The sequence below is a fragment of the Nonomuraea sp. NPDC003804 genome, assembly GCF_040610675.1.
GTDB lineage: Bacteria > Actinomycetota > Actinomycetes > Streptosporangiales > Streptosporangiaceae > Nonomuraea.
This window is the reverse complement of record NZ_JBEXMT010000006.1, coordinates 167,441-182,525: the sequence shown is the minus strand read 5'-3', so window position 1 is coordinate 182,525 and position 15,085 is coordinate 167,441. Positions and strand designations below refer to the sequence as shown.

The window sequence follows — 15,085 nt, the reverse complement described above, 5'->3', positions numbered from 1 at the left end:
AGGTCCCGCCGCGACAGACCGTCCCGTGACAGGTCCCGCCACGGCAGGTCCCGCCGTCATGGACTCTGCCGTGGCGGTCCCTGACGTCACGGTCCCTGACGTCACGGATCCTGACGGCACGGGCCGCGCCGCGACCTCCGCGAACCGGTGTCACGTGCAGCGCTTGCCGTCCGCGGGCGGGCGGCCGTCGACGAGGTAGGTGTCGACCGCGTCGTTGACGCACGCGCTGCCGTCCTTGCCGTAGGCGCCGTGGCCGTCGCCGTCGTAGGTGAGCAGCACTCCCGAGGACAGCTGTCCGGCCAGCCCCCGCGCCCACCGGTACGGCGTGGCCGGATCTTTGATCACGCCCACCACCAGGATCGGCGCCGCCCCCCGCGCGGCGATCGCATGCGGCTTCCCGACCGCCTTGACCGGCCAGTACGCGCACTGCAGACCGGACCACGCCTTCTGCTCCCCGAAGATGGGCGCCACCTTCCTGATCGCCGGCAGCACCGCCTCCACCTGCGCGGTCGTCGCCAGGCCGGGCGGGCCGTCCAGGCAGAAGTTCGCCGTGGAGGCCTCCACGAGGTTGTTCTCGCCGGCCTCCCGGGACCCGCCCAGGTCGAGCAGAGCCGTGCCGTCGCCGCCGAGGGCGTCCGCGAAGGCGGCCCGCATCGCGGGCCAGGACTTCTTGCTGTACAGGGCCATGCCGATGATGGCGACGGCCGTCCGCCTGTCGAGCCGGTCCGCGCCGGCTCCCGGCAGCGGGGTGCGGTCGAGTCGGTCGAGCAGCGCGACCAGGTTCCGCTTGGCCGCCTTCGGCTCGGTGCCGAACGGGCAGTCGGCGCGTCCGGCGCAGTCGGTGACGAAGGAGTCCAGGGCCAGCTCGTGTCCCATCGCCTGGGTGAGGGGCGCGCCTGAGGGCCACGCCCGAGGGTCGACGGCACTGTCCAGGACCAGCCGGCCGGTCCTGGCGGGGAACAGGTCGGCGTAGACGGCACCGAGCAGGGTGCCGTAGGAGTAGCCCAGATAGTGCAGCCTGGTGTCGCCGAGCACGCCGCGCAGGATGTCCATGTCCCTGGCGACCTCGACGGTGGAGACGTGGCCCAGGAGCCTGCCGGAACCCGCCCGGCACCTGGCCGCGAACTCCTTGAAGGCCGTCACGTAGTCGCTCGCCGTCGGCTCGGCGGCGACCCGCGGGTTGCGCACGACCGGCGTTGCCATCGTGCCCGCCGTCTGCGCGGGGCAGCTGATCGCCGCGCTTGCGCCGACGCCGCGCGGGTCGAAGCCGACGACGTCGAACCGGGCGCGCAGCCGATCGGTGAGGACCGAGCCGGACTCCTGCGCGAAGGCCAGCCCGGAGGCGCCGGGACCGCCCGGGTTGAGCAGCAGCGAGCCGATCCGCCGGTGCTGGTCGGCGGCCCGCCTGCGGTTGACGGCCACCGTGATGGTGTCCCCGCCGGGATCGGCGTAGTCGAGCGGCACCCTGATGCGGCCGCACTCGAAGCCGTCCTCGCACGCCTTCCAGGAGATCCGCTGCTCGTAGAACGGGCGCAACGCCCCGGCGTCGGCGGGGACGGACGGCGGTCTGGCGTCGGTCTGCCCGCCGGCGGCGCAACCGGCGGCGAGCAGACCCAGCAGCACGCCTCCTGCACCGAGCAGGCGCAGGACGCGCGGGCCCGGCGGCACGCCTCCTGCACCGAGCAGGCGCAGGACGCGCGGGCGCGAGGTCGCCGAGGGCGCCCTCGTCATGCGTCCCGCCGGTGCGTCAGGTGGATCGCGAGGGCGAACACCGCGGCGGCCCACGCGCAGCACAACCCGAACCGCAGCCACGGAAGCTCGGCGGTCATGTTGACGATCGCCGATCCGGAGGGGAACGGCAGGAACCGGACCGCCGTCTCGCCGACGATCGGGGCCAGGCTGACGAACGCCGGCAGCAGGTAGGCCAGGCCGATGCCGGCGAGCACGCCGACCGCGGCATGGCGCACGATCGCGCCGACGGCCATCCCGAACAGGGCCAGCACGGCCAGGTAGGGGGCGAATCCGAACAGCGCCCGCAGCATCTCGGGTTCCAGGCCGCCGAGCGTCTCGCCTGTGGCGTACTGGATCGCGAACGAGGCCCACACCACGACCTGGGAAGCCACCGCGACCACGGCGGTGAGCACCAGCGCCTTGGCCAGCAGGAGCCGTCCCCACCGGGGGACGCTCATCAGCGAGACGCGGATGGTCCCCGTGCGGTACTCGCTGGTGGCCATGAGGACGCCGAGCACCAGGATCACCAGTTCGGCGAACCCCATCCCCAGCTGGACCATGCTCACCGTCTCGCCCATGGTGACCGTCTCGGGGCCGTGCGGCGAGAGGGCGCCGGCCACGGCGACGATGACGCTGGTGCCGACGGCGAGCAGCGCGAAGACCGCGAGACACCAGCGGAAGGACCGGACGGAGCGGAACTTGGTCCACTCGGCCCGGACGATGGTGCGGAACCGGGGCTTCACCGGCGCCGGGAGTGTCAGTGTCGTCATGTCGTCCTGCTCCTCACGCCCGGGCCGGGGCCGGGCTCGCCTGGTAGTCGAGGCTCTGCCGGGTCAGCTTCATGAACACCGACTCCAGCGACTCCGTCCGGGTCCAGAGCTCGTGCAGCGCCGCCCCTGCCGCCAGGGCGAGGTCGCCGACGCGGGTCGAGGAGAGGCCGGTCACGGTGAGCGAGCCGTCCGGCTCCACGCTCACCCGCGCCCCCGCCTCCACCAGCACGGGGCCGAGCATCGACGCGTGCGGGGAGCGCAGGCGCACCGCCTCCAGCGAGTTGCCGGCGACGAAGTCCTTCATGGACGCGTCGGCGATGAGCCGTCCCCTGCCGATGACGACGACGTGATCGACCGTGTCCTGCATCTCGTTCATGAGGTGGCTGGAGACGAAGACGACCCGGCCCTGCGCGGCGAAGGACCGGATGAGCGTGCGGACCCACAGGATCCCTTCGGGGTCCAGGCCGTTCAGCGGCTCGTCGAGCACGAGGACGCCGGGGTTGCCGAGCAGCGCGCCGGCGATGCCCAGGCGCTGCTTCATCCCGAGGGAGAAGCCGCCGACCCGCTTGCCGGCCACGCCTGACAGCCCCACCAGGCCGAGGACCTCGTCGACCCGGGAGCGGGGGAGGCCGTTGGTCTGCGCCATCCACAGCAGGTGGTTGGCCGCAGAACGGCCGGGATGGACGGCCTCGGCGTCCAGGAGCGCGCCGATCTCGCGCAGCGGGTGGCGCAGCTTGCGGTACGGCCGGCCGTTCACCGTGGCCGATCCGCTGGTCGGGCGGGCCAGGCCCATGATCATGCGCATGGTCGTCGACTTGCCGGAGCCGTTGGGCCCGAGAAAGCCGGTGACCTTTCCCGGCTCGACGGCGATGGACAGGTCGTCCACCGCCACGGTCGCGCGGAACCGTTTGGTGAGCCGCTGTGTCTGTATCATCTGATCTCTCCGAGGTGTGGCGCCGGTTGCCCGCAGGAGGCTCAGGACGCCGGGGTCTTCCGTGAAGGCGGCCGTGGTGATGCACCGCCGACCCCCCCAGGGGGGCGTATATCGGACATAAAGTGACAAATCACACTTTCGGATTGGTTGCGTTTCACTTGACGTGACCGCCCGGCAGGTACCGGATGGCGCCAGGGTGAGGCCCGGTGCCGGGGGGACATAGGCGTATGTCGCGCGACGCGTGGCTTTGTCGGTGCCCGCCTCTAAGCTCTCGCCCGTGCCCGACGACCTGCGCAGCGCCCGCCTGTCCGCCCAGTTGCTGCACCGCCCGCCCGGCCTCGGCGCCGGTGAGATGGTCGGCCACCTGCTCGCCGTCCAGGCGCAGGACGTCCCCTCGGCGTTGCTGGCCTTCCGCGCCCGATCCGCCACGGTCACCGTCGAGGAGGTCGAGGCCGCCTGGCAGGCGCGCGAGATCGTCAGGGTGTGGGGGCCGCGCGGCACTCTCCACTTCGTCCACCGCGACGACCTGCCGTGGCTGCTGGCCCTGACCCGCAACGACACCGGCACCCTGCGCAGGCTGGCCCAGGAGGGGGTGGCGGGCGACGACCTGCTCGCCCTGATCGACCGCGCCCTCGCGGGGCAGGGCCCGCTCACCAAGGCCGAGCTCGAGGACAGGCTCGCCGGCCGGGCCACCGGGCAGGGCGTCGTCCACCTGGTGGCGCTGGCCGCCTTCCACGGCCTGGCCGTCCTGGGGCCGCTCCGCCGCGGCAAACCCACCTACGTGCACACGGCCGACTGGTTCGGCGCGCCCCTCGCCTTCGAGCCCGACCGCGACACGGCGCTGGCCGAGCTGGCCCGGCGCTACCTGCGCGCGCACGCCCCCGCCACCCCCGACGACCTCGCCGCCTGGTCGGGCCTGCCACTCGGGACGGCCCGCGCCGCCTTCGGCCTGGTCGCCGCCTGCCTCGAGGACGCCCCGCGCGGTGGCGCCCGCCTGCGGACGGTCCCCGCCGCCGCCCGTCCAGACTCAGCGCCCGGCCCCTCCTGCCCGCGCCCAGGGCCGGGCGGGCAGGAGGGCGTCCCTGCGGTACGGCTGGCGCCCGCCTTCGACGAGTACCTCCTCGGGTGGGCCGACCGCACGCTGATCCTGGACGAGCGGCACCGGCGCGCGGTGTTCCCCGGGGGCGGCATCCTGCGCCCGCTCATGCTGGCCGACGGCGTCATCGAGGGCACCTGGTCGCGCAAGGGCGAGCAGGTGACGCTCGCCCCCTTCGAGCAGCCGGAGGCGGCGGGTGGGTGGGCGGCGGAGGCGGCCGACGTCCGGGCCTTCCTCAGCGGCTCACCGCGCCCCTGACGCGCAGCGGCTTCGACCGGGCGAGCAGCGGGCGGTCAGCCGCTGTGGAGCCCTTCGGTCACCACCAGGCGAGCTCGGTGACGGGGACCATGAGCCAGGCCCCGCCCGCCACGGAGGCGGCGCCCACCAGCAGGAAGAACAGCACGTAGAAGCCGCCGGGCAGGAACGTCAGCCGGGCCAGCTGGTCGGCGTCGGAGTCGGGCGCCTGCCCTCTGCGCCGCTTGTGCTGCAGCTCGAGGATCGGCCGGACCCCGCCGAACAGCAGGAACCACACCGCGACGTGCGCCACGATCATCTGGATGTCGCCCGGCGCGTACATCGACAGGGCGAACACCGCGCCGCCGGTGACCAGCAGGATCAGCGCGCCGTACAGGTTGCGGATCAGCAGCAGCATGCAGACGAGGAAGCCGAGCACGCTCCACACCAGCAGCGTGACCCGGCCCTCGGCGGTCAGCCACGCGCCGGCCAGGCCCAGCAGGGAGGGGGCGAGGTAGCCCGCGAGCGCGGTGAAGATCATGCCGGGGCCCGTCGGCCTGCCCCGGGTGAGGGTGACGCCCGAGGTGTCGGAGTGCAGGCGGATGCCCTGGAGTTGGCGGCGGCTCAGCAACGCCACCAGCGCGTGGCCGCCCTCGTGGGCGATCGTGACGAGGCCGCGTGAAAGGTGCCACGAGGGGCGGTAGGCGACGATCGCGAAGGCGGCCAGGGCCGAGAGCGCCACGACCCACAGCTCGGGTGGCGGCTGTGCCTCGACCAGGTGGGCCCATAGCTTGTCCATCAAGCCAGACCCTTTCCGGTCGGCCCTCTTCCTGTTGATCGGATGCTCGCTCGACCTGACAGGGCCGTCCGGCCGGCGAAGGGGGGGCGGAGGTGACCAGGGGTAAGGTCGCCGATGTGGCGATAGAAGAAGATTCTGCCGTTCCGGCCTGGTGGCAGGCGCTCGGCCTGCCCGGTCTCATCGACCTGCACGTCCACTTCCTGCCCGAGCGGATGGAACGCCGCGTCTGGCATCACTTCGACCACGGCGGCCCCCTCATGGGCGACGGCTGGCAGATCCGCTACCGGCAGCCGGTCGGCGAGCGCGTGGACCTGCTGACCGCCATGGGGGTGCGGGCCTTCCCCGCCCTCGCCTACGCGCACCGGCCCGCCATGGCCGCCGACCTCAACGCCTGGACACTGGACTTCGCCCGCAAGGTCCCCGCGTGCCTGCCGTCGGCCACCTTCTTCCCCGAGCCCGGCGTCCTGGGCTACGTCCGGCAGGCGCTCGACGACGGCGCCGCGATCTTCAAGATCCATCTCCAGGCGGGCGCCTTCGACCCTCGCATGCCCGAACTGGACCCCGTCTGGGGACTGCTGGCCGAGGCCGGCGTCCCCGTCGTCGTGCACGCCAGCTCCGTGCCCGTCGCCGGCGGCTGCGTCGGCGTCGAGCCCGTCGCCGGCGTGCTGCGCCGCCACCCGCGCCTGCGCATGGTCATCGCCCATCTCGGCATGCCCGAGTACGAGGACTTCTTCGCGCTGGCCGAACGCCACGAGCGCGTCGCGCTCGACACCACCATGGCGTTCACGGACTTCGCCGCCCGGCTGGCGCCGTTCCCCGACGCGCTCCGGCCGCGCCTGCGTGAACTGGGTCTTGCGGGGAAGGTGCTGCTCGGCAGCGATTTCCCCACCATTCCGTACGCCTACGCCCACCAGCTCGACGGCCTGGACAGACTCGGTCTGGGCGATGACTGGCTGCGCGCGGTCTGCTGGGAGAATGCGAAACGCATGATCTAAACAGAGGGGGACATCATGGACGATCGGCACGTGGCCTTGCTCACCACGTTCTTCGCGGCGCTCAGCAAGGGCGACACCGGCACCATCGAGCGCTGCTACCACCCCGACGTCAGTTTCGGCGACCCCCTCTTCCAGGAGCTGCAGGGCCGCGACCGGGTGATGGCCAGGTGGCGGCTGCTGCTGGCCACGGGAAGCGGCATGGTGGTCACCTACCGCGACCTCGCCGCCTCCTCCTCCGCGGGTAGCGGCCACTGGATCGCCCGCTATACCTTGACCACCACGGGCCGCGAGGTCGTCAACGAGGTGAAGGCCTTCTTCCGCTTCGAGGACGGCCTGATCGTCCGCCACCATGACGACTTCGACTTCCGCCACTGGTCCAAGATGGCGCTCGGCAGGCCGGCGGGGCCGCTGCTCGGCTGGACGCCCGTGTTCCGCAAGACCATCCGCGATCACGCCCACCAGGCTCTCAACGAATTCCAGCTGTCCTAGGAGGTCCGGTATGGCACGGATGAGGAGCTTCCTGCGCAGCGGTGTCCGCGAGCCCGCCCCCGAGCACTCGATGGATCCGCGCTCCGGCGAGGCTTCGCCGTACCGGCCGACTGTGATCGACAACGCCCTCTACCTCGACGGGCACCGCATCGGCACCCCCGCCTCGCTGGCCGACGCCTTCGACAGCCTGAAGAAGACCCCCGGCAGCATGGCGTGGATCGGCCTCTACCGGCCGAAGGACTGGGAGCTGGCCAAGCTCGCCGAGGAGTTCGGCCTGCACGAGCTGGCCCTCGAGGACGCCATCGTCGGCCATCAGCGTCCGAAGGCCGACCGCTACGGCGAGATGCTGTTCGTGGTGCTGCGCGCCGCCACCTACCTCGACGACGTCGAGGAGGTCGCCTTCGGCGAGGTGCACGTCTTCGTCGGCACCAACTTCGTGATCACCGTACGGCACGCCGAGTCGCCCGACCTGGCCGCCGTGCGCCGCCGCATGGAGTCCGACCCCGAGCTGCTGCGCCAGGGCCCCCAGGCGGTGCTCTACGCGATCCTCGACGCCGTGGTCGACGGCTGCGCCCCCGTCGTGGCCGGGCTGCAGAAGGACATCGAGGAGATCGAGGTGCAGGTCTTCGGCGGCGACCCCTCGGTCTCCCGCCGGGTCTACGAGCTGTCCGGCGAGGTCATCGAGTTCCAGCGGGCGACCAGGCCGCTGCTGCCCATGATCGACGGGTTCATCGCGGGGGCGCCGAAGTACGGGGTCAACGAGGAACTGCAGAGCTACCTGCGCGACGTGGCCGACCACGCGATCACCGTCTCGGAGCGGGTGGCCGGATTCCGCCAGCTCCTGCAGGACATCCTGGTGATCAACTCGACGCTGGTGGCGCAGGAGCAGACCAGGGCGAGCTACGCGCAGAGCGAGGAGGTCAAGAAGATCTCCGCCTGGGCGGCCATCCTGTTCGCGCCGACCCTGGTCGGCACGATCTACGGCATGAACTTCGACCACATGCCGGAGACGCACTGGGCGGTCGGCTATCCGTTCGCGCTGGTGCTCATGGCGGCGGTGTGCCTGGTCCTCTACCTGGTCTTCAAACGCCGCGACTGGCTGTGACCGGCGAGCCTCACCCCGTCGGCGGGCCGCGGAGCCCGGGGGTACGGCCCGCGCGGGCCGCCTGCCGTACCCCCGGCACGCTCAGCTGAGCAGCTTCCTGGCCGCCTGCTCGATCTCCACCTCCGACAGCAGCACGTGGTTGGCCGCCTCGCCCAGCGGGATGAAGCTGTCGGCCGAGGTCACCCGGGCGATCTGGCCGGTGAATCCCGCGTCGAGCATCTCGGTGACGATGCCCTCGGAGACGCCGCCGGTGCGCCTGCACTCGTCGGCGATCAGCACCTTGCCGGTCAGCTCCGCCGCCCGCATCAGGTCCTCGACGGGCAGCGGCGCCAGCCAGCGCAGGTCGAGCACCCGGCAGCTCACGCCGTCCTGGGTGAGCCTGACCGCGGCCCGCAGGCTCATCCGCACGCCGTTGCCGTAGGTCACGATCGTCAGGTCGCGGCCGTCGCCGTAGCCGCGCGCCCGCCCGATCGGCACGTGCGTCTCGGCCCACCGGGACGGCGGCGCGTACGGCGCGAGCCACCCGTTGTCGCCCTCGTCGAACAGGTCGCGCGTGTTGTACAGCGCGATCGGCTCCAGGAACACGCACACCGAGCCCTCGGTGCGCGCGGCGGCCAGGCAGGTGCGCAGCATCGCCGAGGCGTCGTCCGGCCTGGACGGCGAGGCGATGACCACCCCGGGGATGTCGCGCAGCGCCGCGATGGAGTTGTCGTTGTGGAAGTGGCCGCCGAACCCCTTCTGGTAGGCGTATCCGGCCACTCGCACCACCATCGGGTTGCGGTAGGCGCCGCGGGAGAAGAACGACAGCGTCGCCGCCTCGCCGCGGATCTGGTCGAGGGCGTTGTGCAGGTAGGCGAGGTACTGGATCTCGGGCACCGGCAGCAGCTTCGACACGCCCGAGCCGAGCGCGAGGCCGAGGATGGCCTGCTCGTCCAGCAGCGTGTCGAAGACCCTGGCGGCGCCGAAGCGCTTCTGCAGGCCGCGCGTCACGCCGTAGACGCCGCCCTTCTTGGCGACGTCCTCGCCGAAGACCATCATCTCGGGATAGACGGCCAGCGCGTCGGTCAGCGTGCGGTTGATCGCCTGGGACAGCGTGAGCGGCTTGTCCTTCTCCGGAAGCTGGCCGGCGAAGGCCTTCTCCCTGACCGAGGGCTCGGCGGCGACCGGGCTGATCTTGGCGATCAGTTCGGACCGGCGGGGTGCCAGCGGTTCGACGATCTGGCGGGCGGAGGTGAGCTTGGCGGTGCGGGTGGTCTCCAGCGCCGTCCGCAGCACGTGCTCGCGCTCGGACTCGTAGCGCTTGATCAGCTCCTCGGGCGTGGCCAGCCCCGCCTCGACCAGCAGCGCCGCGGTGCGCAGCAGCGGGTCGCGCTCGTGGTCGGCGCGGATCTCGCGCTGGGTCCGGTAGGAGGACTCCACGTCGGAACCGGCGTGGCCCATCAGCCGCACGGTGCTCAGGTGCAGGAAGGCGGGCGAGCGGGTCGAGCGGACGTGGTCGGCCGCGCGGACGGCGGCGTCGTAGGTCTCGGCCAGGTCGCAGCCGTCGGCCTGGAAGTACTCGATGCCGGGACGGCGGGCGGCCGTCTCCACCCATCCCCTGGGTGTGCGGACCGAGATGCCCAGGCCGTTGTCCTCGCAGACGAACAGGATCGGCAGCGGCTGGCCCTGGTAGGTGGCGTAGGCGGCGGTGTTGAACCCCGACAGCGCGCTGGCGTGGTTGGTGGAGGCGTCGCCGAAGCTGCAGATCGTGATCGCGTCGGCGGGCCAGGCCGTCTCGAGGCCGATCGCCTTGGCCCGCTCGATGGCCAGCGCGACGCCGACCGAGCGCGGCAGATGGCTGGCGATCGTGGAGGTCTGCGGGATGACCGCGAGGTCGGGGTGGCCGAAGACCTTGTGCCGGCCGCCGGCGATGGGCTCCTCGGCCGAGGCGGTCAGCCCCAGCAGCACGTCGCGCAGCCCCTGCTCGGGCAGGCGTCCCGCCATGACCGACCGGGTCAGGTAGAAGGCGCCGGAGCGGTAGTGGAGCAGGGCGGGGTCGGTGGTCCTGACGGCCGCGGCCACGGCGGCGTTGCCCTCGTGCCCGGCCGATCCGATGGTGTAGAAGCCCTCGTTCTGCGCCCGCAACCATCTGGCCGCCACGTCGAGGAGCCTGCTGCCCAGCTGCCGGTCGAACAGCTCACGGCAGCGTTGGCCGGTCAGGGTGGTGCCGTCTCTGACGGGTTGGGCCGGATCTCGGCGAGCGCCCGCCTTGAGCGTCGCAACCGCTTCGGTGAAATGAGTCTCAACAGTGTCGCGCGCCACAAGCCCGATTATGTCCCGCGCATGGGGTCTTCGTCTGCCCGAACGCGAGGACCAGGTTCTTGTCTGACTGATCTGAATGACAGTTTGTCAACATCTCAAACGCTTTGCCTGTCCAAAACGTCTACTTTACGTACGACGTGGCACCCTCATGCCGCGTTCAACCACGGGTAAAGGAATGGAGTACCCGAATGTTGCAACGCTTCCGAGCGGCCGCCGTGGCGCTGGCGGTGGGAGCAGGGGCATTGGCCCTGACGTCCCCCGCGACCGCGGCGGCGGCACCGAGCATCTCGAAGGTGGACGTCTCGCCTTCACCCATCGTCGTGACCGGGGACCAGCAGGTCACCGCGACGTTCTCGTTCACCACCAAGGGCGCGGGCAAGGCCGAGCTGCAGCTCAAGCCCCCTGGCGACGTGAGCGTCGGCTCACCGGTCGACCTGACCGCCTCGCCGCACGGCGAGTGGACCAGGTGGACGGGCAAGAAGACCTTCGACGCCAAGAGCGAGGGCCGGTGGAGCTTCCTGACGATCGCCCACGACGGGCAGGGCGGGGAGAGGTCCACTGACGGCACGTTCGGCGTCGAGGTCAGAAAGACGGCCTCGGACACCAGGCTCGTCGACTTCGGCGCGCACCCCGACCTGGTCGCCAAGGGCGAGCGCATCTCCGTCTCCGGCCGGCTGCAGGTCGAGCGCGGCGGCTGGCAGGGTTACGGCGGGCAGCGCGTCACCATCACCTTCCGCGAGAAGGGCACCGACGCCTACCGGCACGTCACCACGGTCGACACCGGTCGCGGCGGCTGGTTCGCCACCAAGGTGACGGCCGAGGCCACCGGCTGGTGGCGGGCCGAGTTCGGCGGCCACGCGAGCGCCAAGAGCTCGGTCAGCGACACCGACAGGGTCGACGTCAGGGCCGGCTCCCGCGACAGCAGGATCGTCGGCTTCGACGCCCGCCCCGAGCCGGTCGACAAGGGCGACAGGCTCGTCTTCACCGGAGCCCTGCAGGCCGAGGGGTCGCGCGGCTGGTACGGGCTGCCCGGCCAGCACGTGGTCATCCTGTTCAAGGCCGACGGCACCAGGCGCTGGGAGCGGGTGACCGCTGACCGGACCGGCCGCGACGGCCGCTTCTGGGCCGACGCCACCGCGCAGGCCTCCGGCTGGTGGCGCGCGGTGTACGAGGGCACGCGGGGCGTGGACGGCTCCAGCAGCGCCGGCGACTGGGTGAGGGTGGCCGAGCCGCCCCCGCCGGCGAAGGACAGGAGCAAGCTGGTCGCGTTCAACGCCTACCCCGAGCCGGTCACGTACGGCAAGTACCTGCGGTTCAGGGGCGCGCTCCTGGTCGACGGCGGTGGCTACGAGGCCAAGGTCGCGCTGTACTTCCTGCCCAAGGGCTCGAGCAAGTGGCAGTACGTCAAGACCACCCGCTCGACCGGCAGCGGGAAGCTGTACACCAAGGTGAAGGCCTACAGGTCGGGCTACTGGAAGTTCGTCTTCAGCGGCGACTCCGACACCTACGGCTCGCAGAGCGGTAGGGACTACGTCCGCGTCAAGAGGTAGGCGACGGCGGAACGGGGCCCGGTCTCCTGACCGGGCCCCGTTCCATGCCGTGGTCCCGCCGGCCGGTGGCCGCCCGGCTACTCGGCCTTCCTGAACTGGGCGACCGCCAGCCCGAGCAGAGTGAGGCCGATCAGCGCGATCAGGCCCAGCTCCACGGGCACCGGCACCTGCCAGTCGAACCACCGCACGCCGGGGTTGAGCACCGCCTGCGCCTGCGCGGGCACGGACAGGTGGGAGAAGACCGCCTGCCGCATCGGGTCGACCGCGTAGGTGAGCGGGTTGACGGTGGTCAGCACGTGCAGCCACGACGGCAGGTTCGCCAGCGGGAACATCGCGCCCGACAGGAACATCATCGGCATGATCGCCATCTGCATCAGCCCGAAGAAGGTCTGCATGTTGCGCATGCGGGCCGCCAGCGTCACCCCGAAGGCGGTGATGGTGAACGCGGCGAGGAACATCTCCGCCAGCAGCGTCACCATCAGCCCCGGCGAGTACGGCACGCCCACCAGGCCGGCCATCGCCAGGATGACGACGCCCTGACCGACGGCCACCACCGCGCCGCCCAGGCACTTGCCCACGACGATCGAGCCGCGCGAGACCGGGGCCACCAGCATCTCCCTGAGGAAGCCGAACTCCCTGTCCCACACGATCGACCCGGCGGAGAACATCGCGGTCATGATGACCGTCATCGAGATCATGCCGGGGTACATGAACGTGCGGTAGTCGACGCCGGGGATCGAGCCGCGCACCAGCGTGCCGAGGCCGGTGCCCATCACGAACAGCCACAGCACCGGCTGGATGAGCATCGACAGCATGCGGGTGCGGTCGTTGACGAAGCGCAGCATCTCGCGGTGCAGCACCACCTTGATCGCGCGCAGGTCGTGCGCCAGGCCGCGCGCGGGCATCCGCACGCTCACCACGTCGTCGCGGGTGGAGGGGTCGGTCGTCGTCATCGTCTCACCATCGCCTTCATCCACTCGTTGCCGGTGCCGGACTCGGCGTCCCTGATCGTCGAGCCGGTGTAGGACATGAACACGTCGTCGAGCGAGGGCCGCGACACGCTCACCGCCCTGATCGGCAGGCCGAGCTCGGCGAACAGCCGCGGCACGAACTCCTCGCCGGAGGCCACCGCGAACGTCACCGCGCCCTCGTGGACGGCCGCCTCGATGCCGAACCTCTCGCTGAGCGCGGTGATCGCCGTGTCGTCGTCGCCGGTGTGGATCTGCACCCTGTCCTTGCCGACACTGGCCTTCAGCGCCTCGGGGGAGTCGATGACGACGATCTCGCCGTGGTCGATGATGGCGATCCGGTCGCAGTACTCGGCCTCGTCCATGTAGTGCGTCGTCATGAAGATCGTGATGTCCTCCCTGTGACGCAGCTTGTTGATGTAGCCCCAGATGGCGGCCCGGGTCTGCGGGTCGAGGCCGACGGTCGGCTCGTCGAGGAAGAGCACGCGCGGCGAGTGCAGCAGGCCGCGGGCGATCTCCAGCCGGCGCTTCATGCCGCCGGAGAAGGTCATCACCTTGGCGTCCTTGCGGTCCCACAGCGCCACCATCTCCATGACCTGCTGGATGCGCCCGGCCACCAGCGGCTTGGGCACGCCGTACAGCTCGGCGTGGAAGCGGAGGTTCTGCTCGGCGGTCAGGTAGCCGTCCAGGGTGGGGTCCTGGAAGACCAGCCCGATGTTCTGGCGGACCTGGTCGCGCTCGCGCACCACGTCGTGGCCCGCCACCGTGGCGCTGCCGCCCGTCGGATTGACCAGCGTGCACAGCATGCTGATCGTGGTGGTCTTGCCGGCGCCGTTGGGGCCGAGGAAGCCGAACACCTCCCCGGACCGCACCTCGAAGTCGATGCCCTTGACGGCCTCGACCTTGCCGTAGGTCTTGGTCAGGTCTTTCACCGTGACCGCACTCATTCGCCCTCCGCCAGAATCTTGAAGATCGACCTGCGGGTCTGCCGGAGCAACTGCGAGGCCGCGGCGACCTGGCGGTCGTCGGCGGTCTGCGCCAGGTGCCCGAACGCCTCGCTGACCTGCGCCCACAGCAGCCGCAGCTGGTGCCGGTCCTCGGGCACCGAGCCCGCCACCTGCTCCCACGGCGCGAGCGTCGCCTCCCGCTCGCGCAGATGCCTGCGCCCCTGCTCGGTGAGCCGGTAGGTACGGCTGCCGCCCGCGTCCTCGCCGGCCAGCAGCCCCTCGTCCTCCAGTTGCTGGAGCGCGGGGTAGACCGAGCCGGGGCTCGGCCGCCACACGCCCCTGCTGCGCTGCTCGATGTCCTGGATCATCTGGTAGCCGTTCTTGGGCTCCTCGCCCAGCAGGCTGAGCAGGGCGGCGCGCACGTCGCCCTTGCGCACCCTCGGTGCGAAATCCGGCATGGTCGCACTCCAACTATCGAGATACCTAAACGATATATCTAGATATTTGGCGCAACAAGCGGTTTTCTGGAAGGGGGAGAGTGTTAATGTCCGCTAACCAAGGGTGTCGAAGGCGGCCAGCGCCATCCCGCGCAGCAGCGCGCGCATCGCCTCGGCGGGCAGCTCGCCGGCGCTGTGCGGCGTCGAGTTGAGCAAGCCGAACACGGCGTGGGTCGCCGCCCGCAGCCGCGGGGGCGGGCAGGCGGGGTGCAGCTCGGCCAGCACGGTCACCCACTCCTCGACGTAGAGCCGCTGCAGCCGCCTGATCTGGCGCCGGTGCGGTTCGGGCACGTTGCCCAGCTCCCTGTCGTGCACCGTGATGAGCGCGGGCTGCTCGAGCGCGAACGTGATCTGCACGTCCAGCAGCGCCTCAAGGGCGGTTCGCGGGTCGTGGGCGGTGGTGACCACGGCGGTCGCCGCCTCGCGCAGGCGCGTGCTGACGCCGGTGAGCATCTCCACCAGCAGCGCTTCCTTCCCGCTGAAGTGGCGGTAGAGCGCGGGACCCGACACGCCGACCGCGCCGCCGAGCTCCTCGATGGACACGCCGTGGTAGCCGCGGGCGGCGAACAGGGTCGCGGCGGCCTCCAGGATCTCGCCGCGGCGATTGCGGGTAGGAGTGCTCACATCTCGCATTCTAGACACAGACGTTAATGATGATTAACCTACGTG

The 15,085-nt window shown here is 71.2% G+C and carries 14 protein-coding genes; 5 read left to right on the top strand and 9 right to left on the bottom strand.

Annotated elements, in window-relative coordinates:
* Nucleotides 1-150: 150 nt before the first annotated feature.
* Genes ABZX22_RS10460 through ABZX22_RS10450 form a run of 3 tightly spaced genes read right to left on the bottom strand, consistent with a single transcriptional unit; the run spans nucleotide 151 to nucleotide 3,435 of the window.
* Nucleotides 151-1,731 carry an alpha/beta hydrolase gene (locus ABZX22_RS10460; protein ID WP_354907365.1) on the bottom strand — a complete coding sequence of 527 codons (1,581 nt, stop codon included), beginning with the start codon at nucleotides 1,729-1,731 and terminating at the stop codon, nucleotides 151-153.
* Entirely contained in the window at nucleotides 1,728-2,501 is a 774-nt protein-coding gene (locus ABZX22_RS10455) for an ABC transporter permease (protein WP_354907364.1), read from the bottom strand. Before ABZX22_RS10455 ends, ABZX22_RS10460 begins: the two co-directional genes overlap by 4 nt.
* Before the next feature lie 13 nt (nucleotides 2,502-2,514).
* Nucleotides 2,515-3,435 (bottom strand): ATP-binding cassette domain-containing protein, encoded by a 921-nt coding sequence (locus tag ABZX22_RS10450; RefSeq protein WP_354907363.1) that lies wholly within the window; start codon nucleotides 3,433-3,435, stop codon nucleotides 2,515-2,517.
* A gap of 277 nt (nucleotides 3,436-3,712) precedes the next feature.
* On the opposite strand from ABZX22_RS10450, the gene ABZX22_RS10445 reads away from it, so the two are divergent.
* Entirely contained in the window at nucleotides 3,713-4,789 is a 1,077-nt protein-coding gene (locus ABZX22_RS10445; RefSeq protein WP_354907362.1) for a winged helix DNA-binding domain-containing protein, read from the top strand.
* A 58-nt stretch (nucleotides 4,790-4,847) separates the two neighbouring features.
* Here ABZX22_RS10445 and ABZX22_RS10440 read toward each other — a convergent pair whose 3' ends face one another.
* Entirely contained in the window at nucleotides 4,848-5,564 is a 717-nt protein-coding gene (locus ABZX22_RS10440) for a M50 family metallopeptidase (RefSeq protein ID WP_354907361.1), read from the bottom strand.
* Between the two features lie 92 nt (nucleotides 5,565-5,656).
* Between ABZX22_RS10440 and ABZX22_RS10435 the strand changes: the two genes are divergently transcribed.
* The 3 genes from ABZX22_RS10435 to ABZX22_RS10425 are packed head-to-tail and all read left to right on the top strand — an operon-like array spanning nucleotide 5,657 to nucleotide 8,153.
* The gene (locus ABZX22_RS10435) at nucleotides 5,657-6,559 is read left to right on the top strand and encodes an amidohydrolase family protein (RefSeq protein WP_354907360.1); all 903 of its coding nucleotides are present in this window, start codon (nucleotides 5,657-5,659) and stop codon (nucleotides 6,557-6,559) included.
* Between the two features lie 15 nt (nucleotides 6,560-6,574).
* Entirely contained in the window at nucleotides 6,575-7,048 is a 474-nt protein-coding gene (locus ABZX22_RS10430) for a nuclear transport factor 2 family protein (RefSeq protein ID WP_354907359.1), read from the top strand.
* Between the two features lie 10 nt (nucleotides 7,049-7,058).
* Complete coding sequence (locus ABZX22_RS10425) at nucleotides 7,059-8,153, top strand: magnesium and cobalt transport protein CorA (RefSeq protein WP_354907357.1); 1,095 nt, start codon at nucleotides 7,059-7,061, stop codon at nucleotides 8,151-8,153.
* Nucleotides 8,154-8,234: 81 nt separating this feature from the next.
* Here ABZX22_RS10425 and ABZX22_RS10420 read toward each other — a convergent pair whose 3' ends face one another.
* A complete protein-coding gene (locus tag ABZX22_RS10420) occupies nucleotides 8,235-10,454 on the bottom strand; it encodes a thiamine pyrophosphate-dependent enzyme (RefSeq protein ID WP_354907356.1) in 2,220 nt (739 codons plus the stop codon).
* A 188-nt stretch (nucleotides 10,455-10,642) separates the two neighbouring features.
* Here ABZX22_RS10420 and ABZX22_RS10415 point away from each other — a divergent pair, with 188 nt between their 5' ends.
* Complete coding sequence (locus tag ABZX22_RS10415; RefSeq protein WP_354907355.1) at nucleotides 10,643-12,004, top strand: hypothetical protein; 1,362 nt, start codon at nucleotides 10,643-10,645, stop codon at nucleotides 12,002-12,004.
* A gap of 77 nt (nucleotides 12,005-12,081) precedes the next feature.
* Here ABZX22_RS10415 and ABZX22_RS10410 read toward each other — a convergent pair whose 3' ends face one another.
* The 4 genes from ABZX22_RS10410 to ABZX22_RS10395 all read right to left on the bottom strand — a co-directional run bounded on the left by ABZX22_RS10410 (nucleotide 12,082) and on the right by ABZX22_RS10395 (nucleotide 15,049).
* On the bottom strand, nucleotides 12,082-12,957 hold the full coding sequence (locus ABZX22_RS10410) for an ABC transporter permease (RefSeq protein WP_354907354.1): 876 nt from the start codon (nucleotides 12,955-12,957) through the stop codon (nucleotides 12,082-12,084).
* Entirely contained in the window at nucleotides 12,954-13,919 is a 966-nt protein-coding gene (locus ABZX22_RS10405; protein ID WP_354907352.1) for an ATP-binding cassette domain-containing protein, read from the bottom strand. The genes ABZX22_RS10410 and ABZX22_RS10405 overlap by 4 nt, the downstream gene beginning before the upstream one ends.
* Nucleotides 13,916-14,377 carry a PadR family transcriptional regulator gene (locus ABZX22_RS10400; RefSeq protein WP_354907351.1) on the bottom strand — a complete coding sequence of 154 codons (462 nt, stop codon included), beginning with the start codon at nucleotides 14,375-14,377 and terminating at the stop codon, nucleotides 13,916-13,918. The genes ABZX22_RS10405 and ABZX22_RS10400 overlap by 4 nt, the downstream gene beginning before the upstream one ends.
* Nucleotides 14,378-14,470: 93 nt before the next feature.
* Nucleotides 14,471-15,049, bottom strand: coding sequence for a TetR/AcrR family transcriptional regulator (locus tag ABZX22_RS10395; RefSeq protein ID WP_354907513.1), 579 nt, complete (start codon nucleotides 15,047-15,049; stop codon nucleotides 14,471-14,473).
* Between the last annotated feature and the right edge of the window lie 36 nt (nucleotides 15,050-15,085).

Coding starts and splice junctions, on each gene's coding strand:
- ABZX22_RS10395 (WP_354907513.1), bottom strand. CDS start 15,049: ATGCGAGATGTGAGCACTCCTACCCGCAATCGCCGCGGCGAGATCCTG.
- ABZX22_RS10415 (WP_354907355.1), top strand. CDS start 10,643: ATGTTGCAACGCTTCCGAGCGGCCGCCGTGGCGCTGGCGGTGGGAGCA.
- ABZX22_RS10455 (WP_354907364.1), bottom strand. CDS start 2,501: ATGACGACACTGACACTCCCGGCGCCGGTGAAGCCCCGGTTCCGCACC.
- ABZX22_RS10410 (WP_354907354.1), bottom strand. CDS start 12,957: ATGACGACGACCGACCCCTCCACCCGCGACGACGTGGTGAGCGTGCGG.
- ABZX22_RS10430 (WP_354907359.1), top strand. CDS start 6,575: ATGGACGATCGGCACGTGGCCTTGCTCACCACGTTCTTCGCGGCGCTC.
- ABZX22_RS10460 (WP_354907365.1), bottom strand. CDS start 1,731: ATGACGAGGGCGCCCTCGGCGACCTCGCGCCCGCGCGTCCTGCGCCTG.
- ABZX22_RS10405 (WP_354907352.1), bottom strand. CDS start 13,919: ATGAGTGCGGTCACGGTGAAAGACCTGACCAAGACCTACGGCAAGGTC.
- ABZX22_RS10425 (WP_354907357.1), top strand. CDS start 7,059: ATGGCACGGATGAGGAGCTTCCTGCGCAGCGGTGTCCGCGAGCCCGCC.
- ABZX22_RS10450 (WP_354907363.1), bottom strand. CDS start 3,435: ATGATACAGACACAGCGGCTCACCAAACGGTTCCGCGCGACCGTGGCG.
- ABZX22_RS10400 (WP_354907351.1), bottom strand. CDS start 14,377: ATGCCGGATTTCGCACCGAGGGTGCGCAAGGGCGACGTGCGCGCCGCC.
- ABZX22_RS10440 (WP_354907361.1), bottom strand. CDS start 5,564: ATGGACAAGCTATGGGCCCACCTGGTCGAGGCACAGCCGCCACCCGAG.